The sequence below is a fragment of the Dielma fastidiosa genome, assembly GCF_003475485.1.
Lineage (GTDB): Bacteria > Bacillota_I > Bacilli_A > Erysipelotrichales > Erysipelotrichaceae > Dielma > Dielma fastidiosa.
In genome coordinates this window covers 228019-250468 of record NZ_QRQL01000001.1, presented here as the reverse complement: position 1 = coordinate 250468, position 22450 = coordinate 228019, and the positions used below count along the sequence as shown (strand labels likewise).

The 22450-nt window shown below is 41.0% G+C and carries 22 protein-coding genes; 20 read left to right on the top strand and 2 right to left on the bottom strand.

Annotation, left to right across the window (positions count from 1 at the left end; all coding sequences use genetic code 11):
* Nucleotides 1-331 precede the first annotated feature (331 nt).
* Nucleotides 332-907: a TetR/AcrR family transcriptional regulator gene (locus DWZ33_RS01320; protein ID WP_118453533.1), complete on the bottom strand. Its 576-nt coding sequence runs from the start codon at nucleotides 905-907 to the stop codon at nucleotides 332-334.
* Nucleotides 908-1043: 136 nt separating this feature from the next.
* Between DWZ33_RS01320 and DWZ33_RS01315 the strand changes: the two genes are divergently transcribed.
* The 17 genes from DWZ33_RS01315 to DWZ33_RS01235 all read left to right on the top strand — a co-directional run bounded on the left by DWZ33_RS01315 (nucleotide 1044) and on the right by DWZ33_RS01235 (nucleotide 19822).
* A complete protein-coding gene (locus DWZ33_RS01315; protein ID WP_118453532.1) occupies nucleotides 1044-1682 on the top strand; it encodes an HXXEE domain-containing protein in 639 nt (212 codons plus the stop codon).
* Nucleotides 1683-2157: 475 nt separating this feature from the next.
* Nucleotides 2158-3537, top strand: coding sequence for a UDP-N-acetylmuramoyl-tripeptide--D-alanyl-D-alanine ligase (locus DWZ33_RS01310; protein WP_118453531.1), 1380 nt, complete (start codon nucleotides 2158-2160; stop codon nucleotides 3535-3537).
* Nucleotides 3538-4596 carry a D-alanine--D-alanine ligase family protein gene (locus tag DWZ33_RS01305; protein ID WP_118453530.1) on the top strand — a complete coding sequence of 353 codons (1059 nt, stop codon included), beginning with the start codon at nucleotides 3538-3540 and terminating at the stop codon, nucleotides 4594-4596. It abuts the gene before it with no gap.
* Between the two features lie 18 nt (nucleotides 4597-4614).
* Nucleotides 4615-5772: an alanine racemase gene (alr, locus tag DWZ33_RS01300; RefSeq protein ID WP_118453529.1), complete on the top strand. Its 1158-nt coding sequence runs from the start codon at nucleotides 4615-4617 to the stop codon at nucleotides 5770-5772.
* A 98-nt stretch (nucleotides 5773-5870) separates the two neighbouring features.
* Complete coding sequence (locus DWZ33_RS01295; RefSeq protein WP_118453528.1) at nucleotides 5871-6230, top strand: helix-turn-helix domain-containing protein; 360 nt, start codon at nucleotides 5871-5873, stop codon at nucleotides 6228-6230.
* 3 nt (nucleotides 6231-6233) lie between these two features.
* Nucleotides 6234-6932, top strand: a complete 699-nt coding sequence (locus tag DWZ33_RS01290) for a Fic/DOC family protein (protein WP_118453527.1) — start codon at nucleotides 6234-6236, stop codon at nucleotides 6930-6932.
* Between the two features lie 196 nt (nucleotides 6933-7128).
* Nucleotides 7129-9711, top strand: coding sequence for a DNA polymerase I (polA, locus tag DWZ33_RS01285; protein ID WP_118453526.1), 2583 nt, complete (start codon nucleotides 7129-7131; stop codon nucleotides 9709-9711).
* Between the two features lie 8 nt (nucleotides 9712-9719).
* The gene (mutM, locus tag DWZ33_RS01280) at nucleotides 9720-10544 is read left to right on the top strand and encodes a bifunctional DNA-formamidopyrimidine glycosylase/DNA-(apurinic or apyrimidinic site) lyase (protein ID WP_118453525.1); all 825 of its coding nucleotides are present in this window, start codon (nucleotides 9720-9722) and stop codon (nucleotides 10542-10544) included.
* On the top strand, nucleotides 10526-11134 hold the full coding sequence (gene coaE, locus DWZ33_RS01275; RefSeq protein ID WP_244925846.1) for a dephospho-CoA kinase: 609 nt from the start codon (nucleotides 10526-10528) through the stop codon (nucleotides 11132-11134). Before mutM ends, coaE begins: the two co-directional genes overlap by 19 nt.
* Complete coding sequence (locus DWZ33_RS01270) at nucleotides 11121-12302, top strand: DnaD domain protein (protein ID WP_182425463.1); 1182 nt, start codon at nucleotides 11121-11123, stop codon at nucleotides 12300-12302. The genes coaE and DWZ33_RS01270 overlap by 14 nt, the downstream gene beginning before the upstream one ends.
* Nucleotides 12303-13211: an ATP-binding protein gene (locus DWZ33_RS01265; protein ID WP_118453522.1), complete on the top strand. Its 909-nt coding sequence runs from the start codon at nucleotides 12303-12305 to the stop codon at nucleotides 13209-13211.
* A 61-nt stretch (nucleotides 13212-13272) separates the two neighbouring features.
* Nucleotides 13273-14235, top strand: a complete 963-nt coding sequence (gene pfkA / locus DWZ33_RS01260) for a 6-phosphofructokinase (protein WP_022937686.1) — start codon at nucleotides 13273-13275, stop codon at nucleotides 14233-14235.
* Nucleotides 14236-14263: 28 nt separating this feature from the next.
* Entirely contained in the window at nucleotides 14264-15679 is a 1416-nt protein-coding gene (gene pyk / locus DWZ33_RS01255; protein ID WP_118453521.1) for a pyruvate kinase, read from the top strand.
* 197 nt (nucleotides 15680-15876) lie between these two features.
* Nucleotides 15877-16596, top strand: a complete 720-nt coding sequence (gene nagB, locus DWZ33_RS01250) for a glucosamine-6-phosphate deaminase (RefSeq protein WP_022937688.1) — start codon at nucleotides 15877-15879, stop codon at nucleotides 16594-16596.
* A gap of 46 nt (nucleotides 16597-16642) precedes the next feature.
* The gene (locus DWZ33_RS01245; protein WP_118453520.1) at nucleotides 16643-17491 is read left to right on the top strand and encodes a Cof-type HAD-IIB family hydrolase; all 849 of its coding nucleotides are present in this window, start codon (nucleotides 16643-16645) and stop codon (nucleotides 17489-17491) included.
* The gene (locus DWZ33_RS01240) at nucleotides 17481-18008 is read left to right on the top strand and encodes a phosphohydrolase (protein WP_244925826.1); all 528 of its coding nucleotides are present in this window, start codon (nucleotides 17481-17483) and stop codon (nucleotides 18006-18008) included. Before DWZ33_RS01245 ends, DWZ33_RS01240 begins: the two co-directional genes overlap by 11 nt.
* Before the next feature lie 62 nt (nucleotides 18009-18070).
* Nucleotides 18071-19822 (top strand): hypothetical protein, encoded by a 1752-nt coding sequence (locus DWZ33_RS01235; RefSeq protein WP_118453519.1) that lies wholly within the window; start codon nucleotides 18071-18073, stop codon nucleotides 19820-19822.
* 8 nt (nucleotides 19823-19830) lie between these two features.
* Here the strand turns inward: DWZ33_RS01235 and ybaK are convergent, their stop codons facing one another.
* The gene (ybaK, locus tag DWZ33_RS01230; protein WP_118453518.1) at nucleotides 19831-20310 is read right to left on the bottom strand and encodes a Cys-tRNA(Pro) deacylase; all 480 of its coding nucleotides are present in this window, start codon (nucleotides 20308-20310) and stop codon (nucleotides 19831-19833) included.
* Nucleotides 20311-20537: 227 nt separating this feature from the next.
* On the opposite strand from ybaK, the gene DWZ33_RS01225 reads away from it, so the two are divergent.
* The 3 genes from DWZ33_RS01225 to DWZ33_RS01215 all read left to right on the top strand — a co-directional run bounded on the left by DWZ33_RS01225 (nucleotide 20538) and on the right by DWZ33_RS01215 (nucleotide 22446).
* Complete coding sequence (locus DWZ33_RS01225) at nucleotides 20538-21467, top strand: calcium/sodium antiporter (RefSeq protein ID WP_118453517.1); 930 nt, start codon at nucleotides 20538-20540, stop codon at nucleotides 21465-21467.
* 72 nt (nucleotides 21468-21539) lie between these two features.
* Nucleotides 21540-21752, top strand: a complete 213-nt coding sequence (locus tag DWZ33_RS01220) for a hypothetical protein (protein WP_022937694.1) — start codon at nucleotides 21540-21542, stop codon at nucleotides 21750-21752.
* A 76-nt stretch (nucleotides 21753-21828) separates the two neighbouring features.
* Complete coding sequence (locus tag DWZ33_RS01215) at nucleotides 21829-22446, top strand: alpha/beta fold hydrolase (protein WP_118453516.1); 618 nt, start codon at nucleotides 21829-21831, stop codon at nucleotides 22444-22446.
* Nucleotides 22447-22450 lie beyond the last annotated feature (4 nt).

Below are 22450 nucleotides of genomic sequence, written 5' to 3'. Positions count from 1 at the left end.
TTAAAACATAGAATCGAGCTGTTGACCTTTAAATTAAACTGAGAAATATTATTCAGATAACATAAAAAATCAGTTCAATGAATCAAGGTGTATAGACCCAAACTAGAAGAAAAGGATGTTTACTTGATGGAAATCATTGAACTGATAAAAAGAGTTCCTGTAAGGATTTGTTCGGGTGCGACTCCAATACCGACAGGCAGAAAGTAGTGAAATTGAGCGCTCATGCAGTGGATAATGCTTATAATACTTATTTCACTCATTCAGCATGAATTTTAAATCTCTTTCCAAGCGGATATGTAGAGATTATTTACTTAAATCAGAGGGAAAACAACTATAGCGGCAGACATGCATCCGATAACTGAGAAAGGGATGCAATCATTAATTTCTGCAAGGTCTGGACGGCTTCTTGATTGATAATAGATGGATCAAAACTATATAATGTGGTAATGTAACCAGTTATACCAAACAGAGCATAGGAAATAATAAGATTAGTTTTTGTGTCATTATCATCAATTCCAAGCATTTCTAGTAAAAAGGGCTGCATAGAATTCAACAGTTTTTTTTGAAAACCAGTATCACCATGACTAAGAAGAACGGCCATCTGTTCCCCATATTTATATAGGATATTTTGTCCAAAAGCAGAGAATAATTCGAGCTTATATGGATTGTCCTGCTCTTTAATTTGGTAAAGGCAGGCGAGTATTTCGTGAATCAGTGTTTCCTGAGCTTGGTCAAGTAGGTCATAGACATCGCTGAAATATTCATAAAACGTACAGCGGTTGATACAAGCATTATCGGTTATGGCGCTAACCGTTATTTTTCGTAAAGGCTTCTGTTTATATTCTCGAAAGAATGCCTGAAAAATCTTTTCTTTCGTCTGTTGCTTTTTTAATGGGTTCTTATTCATAAATACCTCCTAATCCGACAAATGGCTTAAATATTGTTGGTTGATAAATCAAGCTTTATATTGTAGAATCGAAATACAACAATGTGTTGGATATACTATACACGCAGGTAAATGTAATGTCAAGCGGAGGTAGCTTATGGATAAATTTATGGAAAAATACAGCTTTTTTATTACGTCATTGCTGGGGATCATCGCAGTGATAGTGTTGGTTTTAGGATGGGATGGAATGGATATGTTAAAAAAGCTCCCGATTATTTATATTGTGGCATTAGCTGTTCATGAAATTGAAGAGCTGAAGTTTCCGGGTGGTTTTGTGGAAATGGTGACAGCCATGACAGGACTGAAGCTAAAAAAATTAGGATTGGCTAAATTTGGCTTACTAACGTTTACTTTATACGCAACCATCATTCCTACCCTTATCAGCGGATATGTCTGGCCTGTTATGGCAACGCTGTTTATTGGTATTATTGAGATTTTTGCTCATTTAGCTGCGGCAAGGGTCAATCCAAGGAAGTTCTATTCACCGGGCATGCTAACGGCTATTGTCGTACAGTTTCCTGTCGCCGTGTATGGATTTTACTATTTATTTTCTAATCAGATGGTGAAAGGGATTTACTGGCTATATGCATTTATATTTCTGCTCGTTCCATTATTTGGCCTGCAAGCCATTATTGTGAAGTTTAATGGAGAGCAGTATGGGGAATTTATAAATAATGCGAGAAAGGCGATGCTTACCAGCGAGGGCCGAAAAAAAACGATGAATAGAATAAAATAAGTATTTGAGAAAGCTTATGACTGCCTCTTTACTCGTTTCTATGTCGAAAGAAATACTTGAAAATCTTAAAGGACAGTCATAGCATACAAAGTGTATGGATTTAAAAAAGATTGTGTTGCTATGAGATATAATTTATTTTTTTGAATCAGGATTTGCTGATCAATGGCAGCAGTAGAATAGTTCTAAACGATGAGGATGCAATAATCGCTCCTCTTTTTTTATTAGGAAATTGCATTTTCAAGTATCTAAGCACCAATGCTTATTTAGAAAATTGTTCTTAAATTATGCAGAAGCTTGTAAGTGGTGCTGGGTAAAAAGAGAGACATTAAAATATAGCAGGAACCGTTATCTTTGATGGTATGATTCCTGAAGGTTTGCAGGAAATCATTTACTTGCGTACTGAGAGGTACGGATTTCTCGTGCACAATGGAAAAGTTATGCTATAATATTGAAAGAAATGTTAGAGGGTTTGGCAATGATAAAAAAAACAGTTTCTGAAATCCGGCAGATGTTAGGATTAAAGAATGAAAATACGATGTATGATGAGGTTGCTGTCAAGGGAGTCTGTATTGACTCACGGCAGGTTGAAGCTGGGAATTTATTTATTCCGCTTGTTGGTGAGCGGGTGAATGGTCACGCCTATGCAGACATGGCTTTAGCCAATGGTGCAGCTGCCATGCTTTGGAATGTGAATGAGCCCAATCCGCCTAAGGATGCGGCAGTAATCTTGGTTGAAGATACAGCATCAGCGCTTTGGCGGCTGGCGGGTGCGTATCGGCTGCTTTGTCATTATAAGACGGTGGGAATTACGGGCAGTAATGGCAAGACCTCCACAAAGGATATGGTAGCCGGCGTATTGTCTGAGCGTTATCGGGTCATGAAGACACAGGGAAACCACAACAATGAGATTGGTGTACCGCTGACACTGCTTTCCTTTGATGAGGATATCGATGTGGCGGTTGTGGAAATGGGAATGGAAAATCGCCATGAAATTGAAGCCTTATGTGAAATTGTGAAACCGGATATCGGTATTATTACCAATGTTGGTGTAGCGCATCTTGAGAATTTAGGCAGTATGGCGAATATTGCCAAAGCTAAATGCGAATTGATTGAAGGGTTACATAACGGCAGTGCTTTCTTTTATAATGGTGATGATCCTTATCTCGGTCAGGAAATTCCATCTCATGATCTGCGTCAGCTAAGGGTGCAAACCTTTGGCGAGGGGGAGCATAATGACTGCAGGCTTACATCGTTTTCTCAGCATCATGAAGGCATCACATTTACGCTTTCATTAACTGATCAAACATTCAGCTGTAATATTCTTGGCCGTCATCAGGCGATGAATGGCTGCGCGGCTTATTTGGCAGGTCATGAATTGGGAATGAGCGATGATGAAATACAGCGCGGTTTTCAGCGTGTGGAAACAACCAGTATGCGCAACGAATTAAGCTCAGTGGGGAAATGGCTGGTGCTGAATGATGCGTATAAGTCCAATCCGCAGAGTGCTTTGGCTGCTTTGGCTACCTTCGATCAGATAAAGGGCGGCAACCGTATAGCGGTGCTTGGCGATATGCTTGATTTAGGGGAGACGAGTCCTATGCTTCATGAGCAGCTAGGCCGTGACTGTGCGAAATTTAAGCTGGATAAGGTTTTCTGCCTGGGCCCGTTGGCTGAATATATTGCCAAGGGTGCGAAAGCGGCTGGTATCAGCGATGTCCGGCATTTTATTGAACGTGATGAACTGCTTGCTGCCTTACTTGCGGAAACAGATCATGAAGCAACCGTATTATTTAAAGGCTCACGGGGAATGAAGCTCGATGAGATATTCGATCAGATAAAGGAAAAGGTTAAATAAATGGAAAAAATTAAATTGGCTGTCATTTTTGGCGGTAAATCAAGTGAATATAGTGTATCTTTACATTCAGCAGAGAGTCTTTTGGCACATTGTGACCAGAATAAATATGAGCTGATCCTGATCGGTATTACCGAAGCAGGCAAATGGCTCCATTATCCTAAGCTGGATTTTGAGGCTGTCGCTCACGATACATGGCATTTGGATGCTGACTGCCGCGAGGTTGTGCTGAGTCCAAGCAGCTCAAGAGGCTTGCTTGAAATTGATGAAACAGGTTTTAAAAAGCTGCCCGTGGATGTGATTTTTCCATGTCTGCATGGGCCAAACGGCGAGGATGGTACGATTCAGGGACTTTTTGAACTGGCGTCAATTCCTTATGTGGGCTGCGGGCCATTAGCTTCTGCTTGTGGAATGGATAAGGAGTTTACTCATATTCTATGTGAGAATGCCGGCATTGCATGTGCCCCTTATCTTTGTGTTTATAAGGATAACGCATTGGATCTGAAAGCTATCTATAACCAGGCGTTCAATAAGCTTGGTCTGCCGATGTTTATTAAACCGGCGAATGCGGGTTCATCCTATGGTATTTCTAAAATAAACAGTGAGGAAGAATTTATCAAGGGTATGGAATTTGCTTTTAACTATGACTGCAAGGTATTAGTTGAAGCAGCGATTGACGGTTTTGAAATCGGCTGTGCGGTTTTGGGCAATCATGAACTGATTGTTGGTGAATGCGATGAAATCGATACGAAGAATTCATTCTTTGATTTTGCGGCTAAATACGCCCTGGAAAACACCCAGATTCATTGTCCGGCGCGCATCTCAAATGCGCTGAGTGATGAAGCGAAACAGATAGCGAAAAAGGCATACCGTACATTAAACTGCAGCGGCATGTGCCGTGTCGATATGTTTATCAACAGCCGGCAAAAGATTATTTTCAATGAAGTGAATACCATTCCAGGCTTTACCGCTACCAGCCGTTATCCGTCAATGATGAAGGCTGCCGGTATTGGCTTTGATGAATTGATTGATCGTCTTGTACAGCTCGCATTAGAAAAATAAAAAGAATGGAGGGATAGCATGCTGCAATCTAAATCAAGAGCATGGCTGCAGGTTGATGGCGATGCAGTCCGGCATAATCTGAAGGAAATTAAAAAACTGATCCCTGAGACAACGGAAATCATGGCTGTGGTGAAAGCTAATTGTTATGGTCACGGTGACCGGCAGTTATCGATGCTGATGCAGCAGGAGGGAATTAAAACCTTCGCGGTAAGCAGCGTTGATGAGGCATTAAATCTGCGGGAGGCGGGGATTAGCGGCGAAATTTTAATTCTGGGATATACGCCTAAGGAGCATTTTCACTATCTGCATGAAAAACAGTTGCTGCAGAATTTCTTATCTCTTGATTACGCGTCTCAATTAGATGAATACGCGGCTTTGCATCATGTTGTAATCCGCGGTCACATCAAAATCGATACGGGTATGGCACGGTTAGGTATCCGCTGTCTTGATGATGATTATAATATTCAAGAGGTTTTTGAAATTTACAAGCTTCAGCATTTATCGGTGGAGGGCTTGTTTTCTCATTTCAGTGTAGCGGACAGCTTAGAGATTGAAGATGATCGCGCTTATACGATTCATCAGCGCGAGCTTTTTGATCAAGTTATCGCTGATGTTTTACAGGCTGGATTAAATCCAGGAAAGCTGCATCTGCAAAACAGCTATGGGGTGCTGAACTATCCCGAACTTTGCTACGATTATGTCAGACCTGGCATCCTTATGCTGGGTTTTACCAGCGATGATTCGATCTCGATTAATACATCGCCTGAATTTATCCCAGCCATGTCCTTGTATGCGGAAGTATCCCGTGTACGCTTAGTGAAAAAGGGCTGCAGTGTTGGTTATGGCCGGCATTATAAGGCAAAAGAGGATCGCTTGATAGCAACCGTATCCATCGGTTATGCGGATGGTATTCCCAGAGCCGCCAGCAATCAGGGCATGCAGGTACTGCTTCATTCTCAGCGTGCTGAGATTGTCGGCAATATCTGTATGGATCAGCTGATGATTGATGTAACAGGCATCGAGCATGTTAAGAGCGGTGATATCGTTACTTTAATCGGACAGGATGGCAATGAGCGTGTCACCATTGATGAATGGAGCCGCTGTGTTCATACCATCAATAATGATCTGGTATGCCAGATTTCGGCTAGAGTACCGCGGTTTTATGAGCATTTTTAAAGTGTATAAGAATGATTTAGTTACGAGGTATTTCTCTTACTTGTAATATGTCCGGCAATGCCGTATAATGTAGCTATAAGGTAGAGGTGTGGTAAACAATGAGTATAAGAGAAATGCGCTTGCAAACTAAATTAAGCCAAAGTAAATTTGCTGCTATGTTTGATATTCCGGTTTCAACTTTGAGAGATTGGGAACAGGGCCGCCGTACTCCGCCTGCTTATGTTTTGAAAATGATTAAAACAATATTACATGAAAATGGTCTGCTTAACGATAACTCATATATAGAGGCTTGTGAGTTAAGGAAAAAGAATGTAGAAAGTGCCCTTGCAGTACTTTTCAGTGCGACAAATGGTCCGGATGCAGCTTTTATGGATGTTTTGCAAGCCTATATATCCGGTGAAATCACATTGGAAGAGATGGAAGCAAACGTTGATCATCTGGTATATTTAGGTGTTTAGAATATGGCTGGAGGTAAATATTGTTACCCGTATACCGATGTTTTAATAAATAAATATGGTATTCAGAATAAAGAATTGCTCGAAAAGCTTGAAATACAAAAAGTTACTGTAAAATTACTCGGGCTTCAGGTAAATCCTGAAAGAATTAAGTATACATTTGATACTGAGCATTTTGTAACACTTCATTGGTATTTATTTAGTGATATCTATGAATGGGCCGGCAGATACCGTGAAGAAAATCTTTATAAAAATGAACGTGTTTTATCTGGCGGTTCTGTCGAATATGCAGACTATCACGATATTAGTGATAAGTTAGCTGAATTGTTTGAAAAGGTAAATAATATTGACTGGAAGCAAACTTCTGATTTGATATTTAATATATCAGATTTCCTGTTGGAATTATGGTGTATACATTCTTTCCGTGAAGGTAATACGAGAACATGTGTTGCTTTCTTGTGGCATTACTTAAAAGGACGCGGCATAGATTTTCATTTGGAATTGCTTAAAAATAATCCAATGTATGTACGTGATTCTTTAGTTATGGCTAGCTATGATCACTCAGAATATTTAAGGAAAATAATATCAGATGCACTTAAAAGTGATGATGCCAAAACAAAATCGATATTGATTACAAAAAGTGATTATCGTATAAAAAAGTCAGAATATAAATTATTTAGCAATAAAATCATATCAAAGAAATAAGGATTTGTGTTCTTCTGTTCTGCATTTAGGATACATTGCTTTTTAGCTAAGATAGAATCTTTAGATTACGGGTATGAATTGATCATTATGAATTAAGCACTCTGCGGAGTGTTTTTCTTTGTCAAATTCTGTTAGTGAGTCTAAATTTGTGGTAGAATAATATGGAAGTTTGTTTTATGTGCAGGAGGTATTATTTATGAAAAAATGTTTATTGATTGATGGCAATGCGATGCTCTTTCGAGCATATTACGCAACCCTATATGGCCGTATGATGACTACATCTAACGGTATTCCTACCAATGCTGTCTATGGCTTTATCACAATGATAAACAAGGCGCTGGATTTAATTAAGCCGGATCATTTGCTGGTAGCTTTTGACAGCGGCAAGCCAACCTTTCGCCATGAGACATTTAAAGAGTATAAGGGAACCCGCAAGCAGCTGGATCAGGAGCTGATCGTACAATTTCCTATTGCCAGAGAATATCTGGAAGCTAAGGGCATTCCATGGTATGAATGTGAGGGCATTGAGGCTGATGACATCATCGGCAGCGCTGCTAAAACCTATCCTGATTATCAGACGGTAATCTTGACATCAGATCGTGACTTGCTGCAGCTGATTGATGAGACAACCAATGTGCTGCTCATGAAAAAAGGCATTACGGAAATGGAACTGGTCGATGTACAGGGATTAAAGGATAACTTTCATGTCACACCTTCTCAAATCATTGAATTAAAGGGTTTGATGGGTGATACAGCGGATAACATCCCCGGTGTGCCAGGCGTCGGTGAAAAAACAGCGCTGAAGCTTTTGGATCAATATGAAACGGTTCATAATCTGTATGAGCATATTGATGAGATTAAGGGCAAGCTGAAAGAAAAGTTAGAAATGAATAAGGATAAAGCTGAGCTTTCTTTATTTTTAGCTACCATCGTTACCGATGCGAAGCTGCCTTTTGATTTGGAATCCTGTGTTTTTCATGAAGATGTGGAAAGAAGCAACAGTTTCTATAAAAAATATGAAATGCTCTCATTTATCAAACAGGTTGAGGATAAGACCGTCTATGCGGATACAGAGATAAAAAAGGTAGAACAAATCAGTGAATCACTGCTTAAAAGCGGTGTGCTGTTATATCCAGACTGCAACAATGAAGCCTATGAGGATGCTGAATTCTTTGGCTTGGCATGGGTTAATGAGGGCGGCTGTGAATATATTGAAATTGATGATCTGCGCAGGGATGCGCACGCTCAGGCATTCTTAGCCAGTCAGGATAGCAAGGCGGGCTTTGATGTCAAGCATCTGATGCATTTGTTTGAACATGTGCAGATTCCGGTTAATGGCTTAGATTTTGATTGCTGGATCGCGGCTTTTCTAAGTGACGGCACGATTACCAGCTATGATGCGTTTGCTGAAAAATTCAAGATTGACCGCAAGCTTACAAGTGATGATGTTTACGGCAAAAAAGGCCGTCCGCAGCTGAGTGATGAATTATCACGTATCGAATATGTTAAGATTCAGGCGCATGGCTGTTATGCGGCAATTGAACAGCTGAAGAAGGAATTAACTGAAAAGGAATTAAACAGCTTGTTTTATGATATCGAGATGCCGGTTACAAAGGTTTTATTTGAAATGGAAAACAACGGCATCTGCACCGATCTGAATGTGTTGAATGAAATCGCCGAAAATACGAATCAGAAAGTATTGGCTTTGACCAAACAAATCTATGAGGCTGCCGGCCATGAATTTAATATCAATTCACCAAAGCAGCTAGCTGTCGTTTTATTTGATGAGCTGGGACTAAAAGCTGGCAAAAAGCGTTCGACGGCAGTCGATGTATTGGAAAAACTGATGCATGCGCATCCGATCATTCCGCTGCTGATGGAGCATCGTAAATTCCAAAAGGTTTACAGCACTTATGCGATTGGTCTTGCCAAGCATGTAAAGGCTGACGGGAAGATACATACATTGTTTAACCAATGTCTGACTACCACTGGCCGATTATCATCTTCTGAACCGAATCTGCAGAATATTTCAGTGCGCGATGAAGAAGGCAAGGAAATCCGCAAGGCTTTTGTAGCCAGTCCAAACCATGTGCTGCTGTCAGCGGACTACTCTCAGATTGAATTGCGCATGCTGGCGCATATGGCGGATGTGAAGGAAATGATCAATGCCTTCAACAGCGGTATTGATATTCATACACAAACGGCCATGTCAGTGTTTGGTGTTGCTCATGATGATGTTACAAGCAATATGCGCCGTCAGGCTAAAGCGGTTAATTTTGGGATTGTTTACGGGATCAGTGAGTTTGGCTTAAGCGAACAGCTTGGCATCAGCCGCAATGAGGCAAAGGATTTCATTGAGCGTTATTTTGCATCGTATCCGGAAATCAAGCAGTTTATGGATGAGACCGTCGCTTTCTGTGAAGCCAATGGTTATGTGAAGACACTGTTTAACCGCCGCCGTGAAATTAATGAAATTCATGATAAAAACTACATGGTTCGTGAGTTTGGCAAGCGGGCGGCAATGAATGCGCCGATTCAGGGGTCCAGCGCCGATTTGATCAAAGTGGCGATGGTTAATGTATACAATGCGATGGTGAAGCAGCAGTGTAAATCAAAAATAATTCTTCAGATTCACGATGAATTGATCTTTGATGTTTGTGAGGATGAAATTGAATTGATGAAGAATTTAGTTAAGAATGCTATGGAACAGGCAATGGCCTTGAAAGTACCTTTGATTGCGGACGCAAATATCGGCAAGTCATGGTACGATGCCAAATAGGTGAGCGTATGCCTGAGCTACCTGAAGTAGAAACCGTCAGAGCGACGCTTGAAGTACAGCTGGGACATCCCAAAATCGTCGGTGTTGATGTTTATTGGGAGAATATTCTGCCGCAGGGCAGTGAATTTTTCAAACAGAAGATTATCGGTCAGACGATTCAGGCGTATAAACGCCGCGGCAAGTATTTGATGTTTGTTCTTGATGAGGATATGCTGATTGCCCATCTGCGCATGGAAGGTAAATTTTATATTTATGATCAGCCAACGATGCGTAATAAGCATACTCATGTGGTATTTCATTTGGATGATGGCCGTGAGCTGCATTATAATGATACCCGCAAGTTTGGCCGCATGGAGATTTATCCGCTGGCTGAAGATGAGAATTATCCAATGCTTAAAAATACCGGTCTGGATGCATTTGATGAACGGCTTGACGCATTGGCATTATATAAAAAGTGGCATCCTAAAAAAATGCCGCTGAAAGCGATGCTGCTGGATCAAACCTTTTTGGCAGGTATCGGCAATATCTATGCTGATGAAATCTGTTTTGCCTGTGGTTTGCATCCGAAAACCCCAGTCAGTCATTGTTCAAAGAAGGATTTTGAAAATATTTTATTTCATACCCGCAGGATTTTAGCCGGGGCGGTTAAGGCAGGCGGCACAACGATTCGCTCTTATACCTCATCATTAGGGGTTACCGGCTTGTTTCAGCTGAAACTGAAGGTGCATGCCAGAGAAAATCAGCCGTGTTTGATCTGCCAGACACCCATTAAAAAAATCAAAGTGATAGGAAGGGGGACTTGTCTGTGTCCAAAATGCCAGAAAAGAAAGTAATCGCCATTACCGGTATTATCGGCAGCGGCAAGTCAACACTTTCTAAAGCGCTGCGCGAACGCGGCTATTTGGTAATTGATTGTGATCAGGGATCGAGGCTGTGCTGTGATAAAGGCACCTTGGGTTATCAGCAGATGATTGATGCATTCTCAGCGTGTATTTTGGATGTGGCTGGTAATATTGACCGCCAAAAACTCGCGTCTCTTGTGTTCGCCGATCCAGAAAAAAGGAAACAGCTGGAAGCCATTCAGCATCCGCTGATTTTGGCATGGGTTAAGGAGCAGTGTGCAGCCAGCACGGACGCTCTGATTTTTGTGGAAGTACCGCTGTTGTTTGAAAGTGGCTGGGAAAAATATTTTGATGAAAGCTGGGTCGTTGTGGCTGATGAAGCGGTTGTCATAAAACGTTTGAAACAAAACCGCGGCATGGATGATGAAGCGATTAAAGCACGTTTAAAGACGCAGATGAAGAGTGAAATGAAGATAAAAAAAGCTGATCATGTCATTGTGAATAATGCTTCTCTTGAAGAATTACAGTCACAGATTGACAGTTTGCTGCATGGAGTGGATAAGCGCGATGGTAAAAGATGAACAGTTAAAAATAGAACGGATTGAAAGCATCAGCGATGAAGAGAGAGCATCGCTTTTCGTGCTTTACGGGCCTTTGATCGGTTCCCGTGCGCTTCACCTTTACAGCCTGCTGGAAGCCTTATGCACAATGAATCAGAATACTTGCTCAACAATTCTGCTTTGTCAAAGTCTTCAGCTATCGCCTGCGGAATTGACTAAAAGCCGCAAAATCCTTGAACAGTTTATGCTGATTAAAACCTATGCCGGCGCCGATCATATGCTGATTCAGCTCAAGGTGCCTAAAAAAGGCTTGGATTTTTTGCGGCATGATGTGTTTGGCCGTTTATACTTAAAACAGCAAGGCCGTCAGATGTATGAGATGATGCAGGTAAGTTTTGCGAAGGGACAGATCGCTGAGGGATATGAAGAAATCAGCGAACCGTTTCGGATGGCCGATTGGTTTGAATGGGAAGAAGAAGAGGAAAAGAAATTCCATGAGGTTAAGCCTGAAAAGAAAAACTCGATGCGAATTACTTTTAATACCGAATTATTCTTAACCCAATGTTCAAAGCTGGCTTTTCCGGCAGCCGCGAGAACGAAGGAAAATATAGAAACTATTGAGCAGCTTGGCTCTTATTATGGTGTGAATGAAGAAGAAATGATCAAGCTGGTGGCCCGCAGCATTAATTTGAAAACTCAAACGCTGAGTGTCAGCCGGCTGAAAAATGCAATTACAAAGAAATATCAGGTGGTTGAAGCCGATGCTAATCCATATCGTTTGCCGGTAATTAAATTCCTGCAGATGAAGCAAAATGGCGTACCGGTTACTAACACCGATAAGCGTTTGCTTACTTATCTTGAAGATGAGTTAAAGCTGCCTAAGGAAGTCGTCAATGTGCTTGTCGAATATGTGCTGAATACGCTGAATCAAAATCTCAGCAAGGCTTATGTCGAAAAGATTGCCGGATCATGGGTGAGGTTGAATATTGATACGATGGAAAAAGCGCTGGATCAGGTCCAGAAAATTAAAGAACCAAAACCGAAACGCAAGCCATCGGCCAAGCTTAAAACAACAGAGAAACAGCTGCCGGATTGGTATACCGGCAATCAGCAAGAGGAAGATGAAGAATTAAAGCCTGAGGATATTGAAAAGCTGAAGGCTGAATTAGCGAAAATGCGGGGTGAGTAAATGGAGAAGATTGAGGTGCATTTTGAACTCAATGAAGAGCAGCGGCGGTTAAAGGAAGAACGTCTGCGCTTACTGAAGGCCGATCCGGAAGTGAAGCGCTGGCTGCATCAATACCAGCTCGATGAAAGCTTTCTTGAAAAGCATACGACTAAAATTCACGAATGGCTGATGAGTCTGAAAAAATGTCAGTCATGTTCAGGGCTTGATAAATGTGTTCAGCCAAGTCAAGGCCAATTGCTGAATTTGGTTTATGACGGTCTGCTTAATTATCAGCTGACGGATTGCCGCTATCAGCGTGCCCGCCGCGATGAATTGACGCATGTTAAAAATTATATTCTTCACCACCTCAGTGATGATCTGCTGAAAGTGGCGGTTGAAAACATTGATTTAAGTAATGAGAAGACGGCTTATGTGAGTGCGGTTTCGGAAGTGGTCAGGAATCTTAAAGAGCCAGTCAAGGGCTTGTATTTGCATGGCGCGCCGGGTGTCGGCAAGACTTATCTGGGAGCATGTATTACCAATTACTTTGCGAAGCATAATAAGAAAGTAGCCTTTGTCAATGTACCGGAGCTGATCATGGCGTTGAAATTAAACATGAGTGAAAACAGTATTATGGAGAATATGATTCGTTCATTAAAAAGGGCAGATGTTGTTTTATTTGATGATATCGGCGGTGAAAGTGTAACGGCATGGAGCCGTGATGAAATCCTGCTGCCGATTCTGAATGAACGGATGGAAAAGCATCGTTTAACTTACTTTACGAGTAATTATACGATTAAAGAGCTGGAAGGGCATTTCGCATTGGATAGCCGCGGCAACAGCGATCCGATTAAGGCAAATCGGCTGATTGAAAGAATTAAAGCACTTACATTTGAAAAAAATGTAAAAGGTTGTAACAGACGTACTTAAAATACTAGTCAAAAGTTTGTAAAAATGCTATCATAATAGGGCATGAACGGAGGAATCAGATATGGTGAAACGTATAGGTATTCTCACTTCCGGAGGTGACGCTCCAGGAATGAATGCAGCCATCCGTGCTGTAACCCGTGTCGCTTTGAAGAGCGGCGTTGAAGTCTATGGCATCTACGATGGTTATCGTGGTTTAGTTGAAGGCTATATTGAACCACTGACAAGAAATGATGTTGGTGATATTATTGACCGCGGCGGAACGATCTTAGGATCGGCACGTTTGCCTGAATTTAAAGATCCTGCGGTGCAGGAGAAGGGCATCATGCAGTTAAGAAAGCGTGAAATTGACGCGCTTGTCGTGATTGGCGGCGACGGCTCCTACCGGGGGGCGCTCGCATTGACAAATCAGGGCATCAACTGTATCGGCTTGCCGGGTACAATCGATAATGATATCACATGTACAGATTCAACAATCGGATTTGATACTGCTCTGTCAACAGTAGTAGAGGCCGTAGATAAATTAAGAGATACTTCAAGCTCTCATCACCGCTGTTCGGTGGTAGAGGTTATGGGCAACCACTGCGGAGATCTGGCTTTATGGTCAGGAATCGCCTGCGGTGCAGAAATCGTAATCACTGCTCAGACCGGTTTTGAGGAAACTGAGGTTCTCGAACGCCTTAAAGAATTTGATGTTGTGAAGAAGAAACGTCATGCAATTGTTGTAATCAGCGAGAAAATTACCGATGTTGACGCATTTGCGAAAAAGGTAAGTCTCAATACTGGCTTTTCGGGCCGTGCTACGGTATTAGGTCACGTGCAGCGCGGTGGTTCACCGACGCCGATTGACCGTGTATTGGCATCGCGGATGGGTGAAAAAGCTGTGGATCTGCTGCTGGCTGGTATCGGCGGACAATGTGTGGGTATCAAGGATAACCAGATTATTGCCGTACCGATTGAAGAAGCTTTGGATATGCCGCGCGCTTCCAGGAAGCGATTGCAGGATTTGTTTGATCGTTTAGTTTAAGGTTTAAAAACAAGGAGATATTAAAAAAATGGAAAGAAAGACTAAAATTATTTGCACCATTGGTCCAGCTACTGAAAGTGAAGAAATGTTAGTTAAAATGGCTGAAGCCGGAATGAACGTTTGCCGTTTAAACTTTTCTCATGAAACACATGATGCACATCTTGAGAGAATTGAGAGAATCAGAAAAGTAGCCAAGGAATCTGGCAAGAAGTTTGCAATTCTGCTGGATACTAAGGGACCTGAAATTCGCTGCGGCGTTTTCAAAAACGGTCAGGAAACATATGCGAAAGGTGATATCGTTACTTTGGTTCGTGAAGAAATCGAAGGAACTAAGGAACGCTTTCACATTCAATGTCCGGAAATGTTTGACGATGTTTCAGTTGGCGGTACAATTTTGATCGACGACGGTAAAGTGCGTCTGACAATTCTTGAAAAACGTGACGGTGAGCTTGACTGCCGTATTGAAAATCCGGGTGTGATCAAGAACCGTAAGGGATGCAACGTGCCTAATGTTAAATTAAGTATGCCATTCATTTCACCAAAAGATGAAAGCGATATTCGTTTTGCGGCAAGAAATCATTTAGATTACATTGCAGCCTCTTTCACTAGAAGAAAAGAAGATGTGCTGGCAATCCGCCGTATTCTTGAAGAAGAAGGCGATAATCATATTCAGATCATCGCAAAGATTGAAAACCAGGAAGGTTATGACAATCTTGATGAAATCCTGAACGTTGTTGACGGCATCATGGTTGCCCGCGGTGACTTAGGTGTTGACGTATCTGTTGAATTAGTACCAATTTATCAAAAACAAATGATCAAACGTGCTAACGCGTTTGGTAAACCGGTTATCACAGCAACTCATATGCTTGAATCAATGCAGTCAAATCCAAGACCGACACGTGCTGAAGCAAGTGACGTTGCCAATGCGGTTTTAGATGGTACTGACGGCATCATGCTTTCAGGTGAATCAGCAGTCGGCGCTTATCCGATTGAAGCGGTTCAGACAATGGATAAGATTTCTAAAGCAATGGAAACTATTCTGCCTTACCGTGAACGTCTTGATAAAGCAATCGCTACTTCAAGAAAAACAAAGGAAGATGCTATCGGTATGTCAGCGGCTGACACTGCGATGTCTTTAGATGTTGCCGGTATTATCTGCTTCACTTCAAGCGGTAATTCAGCAAGAAGAATCGCTAAATTCCGTCCAAAGGCACCGATCATCGCTGTATGCTTTGATGAAGAGGTTGAACGTTCATTGGCTGTTAACTGGGGCGTATCCACATACCTCAGCAAGACCGTGAATACTCAGCTGAATGAATGTGAATTAGCAAGAGAAATTGCCAAAGAACACGGCATTGCTGTGGGTGAGACAATTATCTTGGTTGCTGGATATCCAACTGGTTCTGGCGCAACCAACACAATGAAGATTATTGATGTTAAATAAAGAATGTGACTGAGGCTGAGAAGCCTCGGTTTTCTTTTGACAGAATTTATAAAGTTCACAAATAAAATTGTTCATTTTATAGAGAATAAACAATATTCAACATTATTTTATGTTCTTTATTGATAGTTTAAAGTCTGCGGGCTATGATTTCACTTCACTCTTTGATATAATAAAATCATCAACAAGGAGGGTATTTTATGAAAGTAATCGTAGTAGAAAATTATGCAGAAGTAAGTGCTGAAGCATTCAAAGTAATGCATGAATTAGTGGCGTCTAAACCCAATGCGGTATTAGGTTTGGCAACTGGCTCAAGCCCGATCGGCTTATATGAAAATATGATCAAAGACCATAAGGAAAACGGTACAAGCTATGCTGAATGTCAGAGCTTTAATCTTGATGAATATGTAGGTATTGACCGTAATCATGAACAGTCTTATTATACATTTATGCATGAAAATCTGTTTAACGGCATCGATATTAAAGAAGAAAATGTACATCTGCCATATGGCAATACAAAAGAAGACTGTGAAGCTTATGAACGTTCAATGGATAATGTAACTGTTGATATTCAAGTATTAGGTATCGGCAGCAATGGTCATATCGGTTTCAATGAACCAGGTACTTCTTTTGATGAAGAAACACATATCGTTACTTTAAAGGAAGGCACACGTAAGGATAATGCGCGTTTCTTTGAAAACGATATCAATAAGGTTCCTACTCATGCGATCACAATGGGTATCGCTACCATCATGAAAGCTAAAAAGATTCTTTTAGTTGCTACCGGCGCTAATAAAGCGGATGCTGTCAGTGCAATGGTTGATGGTCCGGTAAGTGTTGACTGCCCGGCATCTGTTCTGCAGAATCATCCGGATGTAGTGGTTATCGTTGACAAAGCGGCAGCCAGCAAGTTAAAATAAGGAAGACGAAACAGTCGCAAGGCTGTTTTTCTTTTGGAGGGTAGTTATGGCCATAAAAATGATTGTTATGGATATGGATGGTACGCTTTACCGCAATGATAAATCGATTGATCCATCTACCATTGAAATACTGAAGCAATGTCAGCAGCAGGGAATCGTGCTTGTTTTGGCATCTGGCAGAAACTGCAGCGATCTGCTGAAGGTAACGGATATCTTGAATATGCGTGAAACCGGCTATATCGTAGGCATTAACGGTCTTGAAATCATGTGCTTGAAGGATGGCAGTCATGAGGTTGAGGGACAGCTTGACAGCAAGGATGCGAGCTATGTTTTCAAGCTTGCTCATCGTTATGATTTAAAGGGTATCGCTTTTACCTTTGAACGCTTTTATTTTTATGTAAAACCTTATCATCGCTGGTGGAATCGCATACTGTCATTCTTTGAAGGTAAACTGAAGGAAATCGGCTTTGAAGGTGAAATGGTAAATAACTGCTATTTGAAGCATCCGGATGATTTGATTGAACCAGCAATTAATAAGCTGATTCTTCAGGATGATAAAATTGTTCAGTTAAAGCCGAAGCTGATGAGTGCGTTGGCTGACTATGATGTGATGATTGTTGGCCCGCGCTGGCTTGAAATCATGAAAAAAGGCATCAGCAAGGGAAAAGGTGTTTTGAAAGTAGCCCAGCGGCTGGGTATCAGCCGTGATGAAATAATGTGCTTTGGTGATGCGGAGAATGACCTTTCTATGATTGAATGTGTTAAATATGGCATCGCGATGGGGAATGCGATGGAGAATGTTAAGGCGGCGGCTTATTATGTGACCGATACTAATATGCAGCAGGGAATCACTAAGGCGATTGAGCATTTTAAGGATGAGCTTTATGAGCGATAGCATGGTAACACAAAGCGGTGAAAGAGTCACTCCGCTGGCTTGTGATGAAAAGCAAATTCATATTGAGGATATTGCCCATGCCTTATCACAGCTGTGCCGGGCGAATGGACATACGAAATATTTTTATTCAGTAGGTCAGCACTGCATTAATTGTGCTTTGGAAGCTAAGGCGCGCGGCTTTGGCAGGCAGCTGCAGCTGACAGCCCTGCTGCATGATGCCTCTGAGGCCTATATGGCGGATCTGATACGGCCAGTCAAACAGCAGATGCCAAAGTATTGTGAGGCTGAGGATCAGCTGCTGGCAGTCATTTTGAAGAAGTATGGCCTTGATCCTGAATTGCCGGCTTCCATTAAAATGATTGATGATGCAATGCTGGCTGCGGAATTTAATGATTTGGTAGGACCTGAATTGATTGAGTATCAAGCCGAGCTGATTACTGAACCTGACTTAAAGGAAAAAACTTGTTCAGAAATCAAACAGACTTATTTGAAACTGTTTCAAGAATTGACGCAATAAGCGTCTTTTTTTTGTTGTTTTTGTTTATGTGTTGTATACTAAGGGTAAAGAGAGGTGGTTTGATGAAGAAACTTAGCTTATGTGTACTTGCGTTTTTGCTTTGCGCCTGTCAGCCCGCAATGCCTAATGAATTGCCGAATGAGGGAGACAGCGGCGATGTCAGTACCGAAACGGATTTAAAGCCAGTCATCATCATGCCGGAAATCGAATCTTTTACAAAGGATCTTGGGGTTATGAAGCTGAATGGTGATGCTGTTTCTAATAATCAAAAGGCGGCAATTATTGAATGGCTGAAGCTTTTGGAATTAACGCCGACTCATGATTATGACGAGCAGTTGATAATCAGTGAAAATGATGTTTCAACAAGTTCAGACAAAACGTTAAAAACACTCATTGATGTAGAATATGGTGATCAAGGATTTGCTGTCTACGATGCCTTTTTGTCATCAAACATTTATTTTCTAAAATTTAAAGGTTCTGTGAATATCTATCCGGTTGACTATTTTAAGCTTCAAGAGCATCCTGCGTTTATTCGTGATAAGAGCTTGGATATTTCATCACTAGGCACAGCCTATCAGCCAGATTTCACTATTCCAGCTGATGCAAGAGTCTCTAAGCAGTTCTTAGCAGAAAATCGCTCAGAGATAACCATTGATCTGCCTTACTTATCATTAGGAATATGGGAAAGTGTTTCCTTTAGTAAGGAGCAGGCAGAGCGAAATATCCAGCAGCTGATGCTTGCTTTCTATGCGGATCAGCAGGGTTTCTTCGAGAAGATGCAATATGTATTCACCCTTGTTGAACCTATTGCTGTGGGGAACTATGCCATGGATGATATCGATGAAATCGTCATTGACGGCCAGCTCATAAAACTGGAAACACCGATTCCTGATTACAGCGAATTCTATAAGGGCGAAGCTGTCCGGCAAAAATATGAAGAATTATATGGCATGCCGTTAGGAATGATTGAGAATGATAACAGTCCATGGCTCGGCTACACCTATGAGGCTGAATATGATTTGTTCACTTATCATGAGTATCGTGACGGAGCTGTCGGCGGTTACACGTATGATACACCCTATGCCTATGATGTAAAGCTTTCAGGTAATGAAATGATCCTTCAGGTTGCATCTATCAACACAAGCTTTGATTATGACAAAGATACTGTCAACTGTTATAAGAATTCCGGCTTGCCAGTCGCTGACCGCCATTTCTCGGCAGCAGCTAAAGCCGATGGTATTCTGAGTGTTAAGGAATTAATTAATGAGCAGGGCGATTATTTCGATAAGTTTAAAATTCATGGCAAGCTCAATTCATGGGGAAGCTATTCGTTAAGTAGGGTTGAAGATAAAACATTAATTACAATGCCTGAAAAGGATGTTATTTTCTATAATAACTTTGAGCGTATTGATCATAATACCATCTTCATGCCTTTGTTTGACTGCAATTTAGCCCGCAGCGCGAACACTACGATGCTTTATGATATGAATCGTGATTTAAAGACCTGCAACTGCTATACATTTTATGAGGATGAACGCTATGCGGTTGTTTACACAGCGACTAAAGTGACTAAGAATAAGGATGAATTACTGGTTTATCTTTTGGATAAGCAAAATAAAACCTTTAATCAGCCAATGAGTCAAAGTGAAGCTGATTTCTATTATCAGCAGTTAAAGGACGCAAATCCTCATTTAAAACCTGATACCGAAATGATCCTTTATGAAGAAAACGGTCAGTCTCTGCTTTATTTAAAGGGGACGGATACGACTCTTGATATAGTGATTAAGCTAAAGAAAAGCATAAATCAACCTTAAAGATCAATTTATGCTTTAACTAGATCTGCTGTTTCTGCATGGATGAGCTGAATCAGTTCATGCGGGTCCATTTCAATCTGAAAACCGATTTTACCGCCGCTGAATATGATTGTATCTAATGTTTGACAGCTTTCATGCAGGACAGTTTTATACAGCTTTTTCATACCGATAGGCGAACAGCCGCCGCGGATATAGCCGCTGACTTTGTTGATTTCACTGACCGGAATCATATCGACGCTCTTTTCATTAACCGCTTTTGCACATTTCTTTAAATCTAGTTCATGTTCAACAGGAATGACAAATACAAAATAATTTTTGCTGCTGCCGCGGGTAAGCAGGGTTTTAAATACTTTTTTCGGAGCCTGTGAGCATTTCTTAGCGACTGATACGCCATCAATAGCACCATCATCAGCATCATAGGTATATGTCTGATAACTGATTTTGGCTTTATCGAGAATCCGCATCGCATTTGTTTTTTCTAATTTCATAAAATCACCGCTGATATTATAATCCCAAATTACAAAAAGTGAAAGAAAAAGGTTGAACTTTAGGTTTTTGTCCATTATAATAATGAAGTATTTCCATTAGGGGAGTAGTCTGCGCTGTGAGCGTCATTAAATCAACATCATGTTTCATTGCTGAAACTGGTTTAATTATAAAAGACAAGACCTATGTTACGCTATGTAGCATAGGCTTTTTTTTGGGAGGAAGCATCATGCTGGATTTTTTGTTATTAATTGTAGGCTTTGCATTTTTAGTAAAGGGCGCTGATTTCTTTGTAGATGGGGCCAGCTCAATCGCTGATCATTTAAAGGTACCGGCGATTGTTATCGGGTTAACCATTGTAGCCTTTGGCACCAGCGCTCCGGAAGCAGCGGTCAGTATTACTGCTGGTATATCAGGTTCCAACGCGATTGCGGTAGGCAATGTTGTCGGCTCTAATATTTTCAATCTTTTGATTGTACTCGGCGCGTCGGCAGCTTTAAAAACCGTAAAGGTACAAAAGCGAATCATTGACTTTGATTTGCCGGTCATGATTGTCGGCGGCTTGCTGCTTTGTCTGTTTTGTTATACCGGCAATGTAGTCAGCCGTATTGAGGGGGCAATTTTGTTCGTATTGATCCTTGCTTATGTTGGCTATACGGTAATTACTTCATTAAAAAGCCGTCACAGTATTGAAGTGAATGAGCCTAAATTCAATGTACCGATGAGTGTAGCAGTATCTATTATCGGTTTAGCACTGATTATTTTTGGCGGTCAATGGGTGGTTGATTCAGCAACCAGTATCGCCCGCAGCTTTGGCTTGAGTGAGACGCTGATCGGTTTAACAATCATTTCCGTGGGTACCTCGCTGCCTGAGCTTGTTACCTCGGTGGTAGCTGCCCGCAAAGGACAAAGTGATATTGCCTTAGGTAATGTTATCGGTTCTAATATTTTTAATATCCTGTTTATTATTGGTTTGTCATCAATGGTGAATCCAATTGAAATCGCACCGGTTATCTTTACCGATTTGATCTTTATGATGGTGATTTTCATTCAGACGCTGGTAATATCAATGAAACAGAAATGCTTTAATAAAAAGGCGGGGATTACGATGCTGATACTCTTCGCAATTTATTTAACTTATATCATTATCAGAAATTAGCCGCAAGGCTTTTTTTCTTTTGTGACATAAATCGTGTTAGGTTTAAAGGTATACTACCCCTGAGGTGATAAAATGAAAAGCTTTATTGATTATTTGTGTTTGATCAAGAGGTATAATAAGGATGCCTTTGAACAAGATCCGATGTATCGCTGTAAAATTATCAATCAGTATTTATTTCGTTATATTAATGAATGTAAAAGACAGGGTTATATGCCAGAAGATGCCGCGATTTATCAGCGGGAAAAGGAAGCCTATGAGCAAAAAATCCGTCATTTGCGTTTTTAAATCCTTTGTGTGATTAAGTTTACTTGCCGCTAATGTATTGATATGCTATCCTTAATCTAAGGACAAGGGTACAAATATGAAAAATATTCTCATTCATGGTTTAGGTCAAAACAGTGAAAGCTGGCAGGCTGTCCGGCAGTATTTAAATGGAACGGGCATAGACGCTGATTGTCCTGATTTATTTAAGTCATATCCGCAGGCCATAACGTATGATGCGCTGGCAAAAGCTTTTGCTGAAGACTGCCAAGGGTATAATGAAAAGGTGAATTTATGCGGGCTTTCACTGGGTGGGATTTTAGCGCTTGATTATGTCAAAGCATATCCGGAAAAGGTAAATTCAGTTATTTTAATTGGTACACCTTATGAAATACCTAAACGGCTGTTTAAGCTGCAAGGATTTATATTTAAACTAATGCCTGAATCAACGTTTAGAAAAATGGGATCTAATAAACATGACTTTATCAGTCTGGTTAATTCAATGGGCAGCTTGGATATAAGAAAAGATTTAAACAAGATCAGCTGTCCTGTGTTGATATTATGCGGTGAGAAAGATTCAGCCAACCGTAAGAGCGCGCTTAAACTGCATGAGCAGATTAAAGACAGTCAATTCAAATTAATTCAAAATGCTGGTCATGAAGTAAATACAGATAATCCTGAAGAACTGGCAAAAGCAATAATTCCTTTCTGGAAGTAATTGA